Source organism: Bacteroides sp. 51 (assembly GCF_010500965.1).
In the GTDB taxonomy this organism is placed as follows: Bacteria; Bacteroidota; Bacteroidia; order Bacteroidales; family Bacteroidaceae; genus Bacteroides.
In genome coordinates this window covers 1-4,175 of record NZ_QVMI01000079.1, presented here as the reverse complement: position 1 = coordinate 4,175, position 4,175 = coordinate 1, and the positions used below count along the sequence as shown (strand labels likewise).

The window sequence follows — 4,175 nt, the reverse complement described above, 5'->3', positions numbered from 1 at the left end:
TAGTGGAGCATGATCGTGATATCACATCATGGAATAGTTCATGCTTAACACGACAACGACTAATTCTATGATACACATAGAAAAAGTTTCTTTTCGATGTTTCTTCAGTGGTTCATTTACATTCAGCTCCTATACTCACACCTGAGAGTCTCTTCCAACTCCCTTTTCTCCATCCGTTCAATACCCATACCGTGAAGGCAGAGCACCGTGGAGCGGTTTGGCAGGTGTACCTGAAAACTCCCTGCCGATGGATCAGTTCTTAGCTAAACTTCCATACCGGTATTCTAATGCCGGCCAGGACAGTTTAGCTAAGCCCATCATTTTAGATACAGCTTGGGTAGGCACAATTACAGACGCACACACCTCACGGAGAACCCGAGCTGACGATTGTAATTGCTATGCCAGTACGCCCCGTACGAGAGCACGTCCATGAGCCAAGCGGTCGTAGTCGCGCTGGATGAACCCGACCAGAAATACCCGCGGCCGCCTGCGTTGGCCAAAGCCCCACTGGCATTCCGGTAGCCGGAAGTGGGGAAGAACTGTCCCGACAACTGGACATAGCTGGGTATTTGGTATAAACCATTTGCATCGGTAGAAGTGAGTCCGGCAAAACCGCCGGTAGGAGTTCCCCAATAACTCGCATTTACCGGACTTTTACCTGATGCTTCCATCAGTGCCTGTTGCTCGGCGGCGGTAGGCAATCGCCAACTACCTTCTACCCAACCTTTGGCGGAGATGTAACGGCAGATATCACCCTTGCCGGCAGCGGCATTATAACCGGTATTGTTATTGTAGGTAGCAAAGTCGTCATCTGTTTGCACGTTGTCATTGAATGGAGCAGTGGTTTCATTGATATAAGGAATACTTGTATAGGAACTGATGGCAGTTGTATATTCTGCCGGTTTGTACAATACAGAGGAAGCGGAGAAAGTACCCACAGGGCTGATAGCCACCAGGGAACCCCACTGGAAGTAAACTCCTTGTGCCAGGGCATCAACGCTTGTGTCGTCAGGGCCGGTAGAGAAGGTCAATTTTGTACCATCCCAAACGATATTACTACCGCCGAACTCGGCGGGAACAACAGGCTGAACATTTAACGTAACTGCGACATCAGTGAATAATCCATCTTCGTTTATAAAGTTCAGGGTAGCGGTACCGGTAGTACTGGCAGCAACGGTAAACTTAATAGTGGTTGTACCTGATGTACCGGTTGTGGCTTCTAAAGCTGTTTTAGAAGCAGTGGTAAGTACACTTGAACCATCGGTTACGGAACCAATCTTCCAATTGGTATTGCTCTTTACCGTAAAGCTGTATTCTTTACTGGTGGCCGAAGCGTATTTGCTTTTTACATCGTTGTAAATAAGACCGTAATTCTTCTGCAACAGTTTCACTGTAGCCTCTTGTCCACCCTCGGTACGGAAGGTAACGGTCGATTCTTCATCGGTAGGCAAAGCACTGTTACCATTGGATGTTACGGCCGTGGTGGTGATGGTGTACTGTCTGGAACCACCGTTGAAGGTTTCACTTACCGGTTGACCTTCCAGGTTAGAACAGATTTTGCTTACCGCCACGGTAACAGTCTCGCTGTTAGGCTCCCATACCACCCGCAAGGTTTTAGACTCTTTTGAAGTTCCTGTTTTAGGAGTGAAAGTAAGCTGAGATCCCGAAGAGATTTCAGCATCGGCCAGATAGAGCTTAATGCCCGGCTGTACACTCGATGCCGTACCCTGAGTAACAGTAATCGGCTTGCGGATACGCCCGGCTTCCAGATAAATCTTTGCCGAACGGGAGGCACCGGTTTCGTTTGCTTCTAATTCGATATAGGTTTCGGTTATATTATCTTTATCGCCTGTGGCAGGAACGAGTTTTAACCAGCCGGCGGTTTGGCTCTCGTTGGTAGCATCAACGTATTTCTCTACTTTCCAACCGGTGGTATAGTCTGTCCATACATTGAGTGTATTTTCGGCTGCCTTGCTTGTCACGGCTTCTTTGTTGAAGGTATATTCATCTTTATCCACCGCCAGGGTGTATTGTCCATCAGTAGTTAGGATATTCATACCTACCCCGTTCCAGGTCAGTACGCTGGCTTCGATATTAACCGGACCGCTACGGAAGGCAATATCCGGAGTTTCGTAACCCGAACCGGATACTTTGGTGATGTTTATGGTGTATTTGTGGTTGCGAAGTACATCAAGATATGTTTGTGCTGATCCTGTGCCGGTAGAGAAATCTACACGGTAATAGCTGGCTTCACTGTCGCTATTGTAGGTACCGCCCACTACCAAACAGGTGCGTTTAAGCAAGTCTTTGGCTTTGGTATGGTTATCGGTATGGTTCTCGGATTCCATGATATAGATTTCACGCACGCACTGGTTGGTGGTGGTGTTTATGGCTGTACCATTGTATAATAGTGGGCCTTCGGTCAAGGTTGAAGAAGTGGGCACCACCGGATAGGTTACTTTGCCGTCTGTCATACCTGCGGCAGTAGTAGGAACTACTGTGCCCTGGGTATTGTAGTTATATACATACACACTGGATAGCTTAAAGTTGGTTACGGCAGCAGGAACTACTACATCTACTCTTGCTACCATACGCAGGAGGTTGATGTTCTTAATTTCGGTAGTTTCATTAATGGTCTTTGTGCCGATATCGCCCCACATCGGGAAAGGCTTGGAGCCGTCTACCGGCCATTTACCTTCTGCGGGTACGGCAGCGGTAAGCGCGGCCAAGGCAGCAGCTTTGTTCTTACCCTCCAGGGTGGCGGCGTCTACTATAGTGCGGGCATTTGCCAGTACCACCAGGTCGTATTCGCCGCGGCGCAGGGTAACGGTAAAGGTTTTGGCATTTCCGGTTCCTGTGATCTGGCTACCGCTACATCCGGCGGTATATACATAGGTACCGCCGTTCTTTCCGAACACCAATACATCAATTTCGGTAACGGCATTCTCTCCGTCTTCGGAGAGGGCACGGGTGTCGGGTACGCTTTCACCGGGCAGCCGAAGGGAGAAAGTGACCAGGGCGTCGCCTTTTCCCGTTGGGGTGATTTCTTCTTCATGCCCTGTACACGCCATCAGCGTGAAGAGCAGTAGGAACGCCACTGCGGGCAGCAGCTTCACTAATCGTTTATATCCACTTAATTTCATGGGTTATCTGTTTTTGGTTTAATAATATTGAGCCTCACCCCGGCCCTCTCCAAAGGAGAGGGGGAGGGAGTTACACCATTCGGCATCGAAACTTCGCTGTGGGGCATCCCCACCTCCCTCTCCTTTGGAGAGGGCCGGGGTGAGGCTTTTAGAATTCTTTCCATAGTTTCTCTTCTCCCCAGGGGGTGAGTTCCATACTTACACTGAGCGAGGATCGCAGGTCGATAAGCACGTTGGTAAGCTGGCCTTTCTTAATGNTCCATACTTACACTGAGCGAGGATCGCAGGTCGATAAGCACGTTAGTAAGCTGGCCTTTCTTAATGGCAATGGGCTGCCCGGTGTTATCCTGCGAGATGGTGGTGACCAATTCTGTGCCGTGGTAGATATCGATATGGATACCTTGTTCTTCGGGCAGCATATTGAAGGGTGGCGTGTAGTATTCTTCCCGGGCTGTTCCGATTGTAAAGGAACTGGTAGGCTGGTAGGCTACTTTATCTCCGGATAAATCGCCGTAGAAGTCGATCACCGAAGGGGTTTCACGCACCTGGATAGAGTAGTTGTGGTCGGCAAAGCCTGCAAAGGCCGTGAGGCCGCGCACGGTGATGGTCAGTCTACCGGTTTCGCGGTAGATAGGGAGTTCGATGGTGGTATTGCTATTGTTGCTACCGTTGTTATCTTTGTTTTCACTACTGCCGCCCAGTGTAATCTCTCCCCGGAACAGATCGTCGGGCGAAAGAGAATAAGCCATGGCCCGGGTAAGGGGCAATAGGGTTACCTGGTAATAGTCTTTATGGCGACCGGGTTCATAGCCGGTACAGTTTTCTCGTCCCCCGCCCAGGTTACCCCAACCTACGATGTGGAGGGATTTGCCCTTGGGGGCGTTTATGGTAACCGTTTGTCCTACGTGTGTATCTATCTTCTCAACTGAACAGAGTTCACTGTCGAAGACATACAATACTACTTCTGCCACGTCCTTGCGCGACAAGGGCTCTCCCGCGTGGTCGTATGGCCTGACCGTGAGGGTGTGCGTG

The 4,175-nt window shown here is 49.8% G+C and carries 2 protein-coding genes; both read right to left on the bottom strand.

What is annotated here, in order from left to right; translation table 11 throughout:
• Nucleotides 1-347: 347 nt before the first annotated feature.
• Complete coding sequence (locus tag D0T87_RS23480) at nt 348-3,143, bottom strand: BACON domain-containing protein (protein WP_163178576.1); 2,796 nt, start codon at nt 3,141-3,143, stop codon at nt 348-350.
• A gap of 251 nt (nt 3,144-3,394) precedes the next feature.
• Nucleotides 3,395-4,175 (bottom strand): FimB/Mfa2 family fimbrial subunit (locus tag D0T87_RS23475; RefSeq protein ID WP_163178574.1); only part of this gene is annotated, 781 nt, incomplete at its 5' end.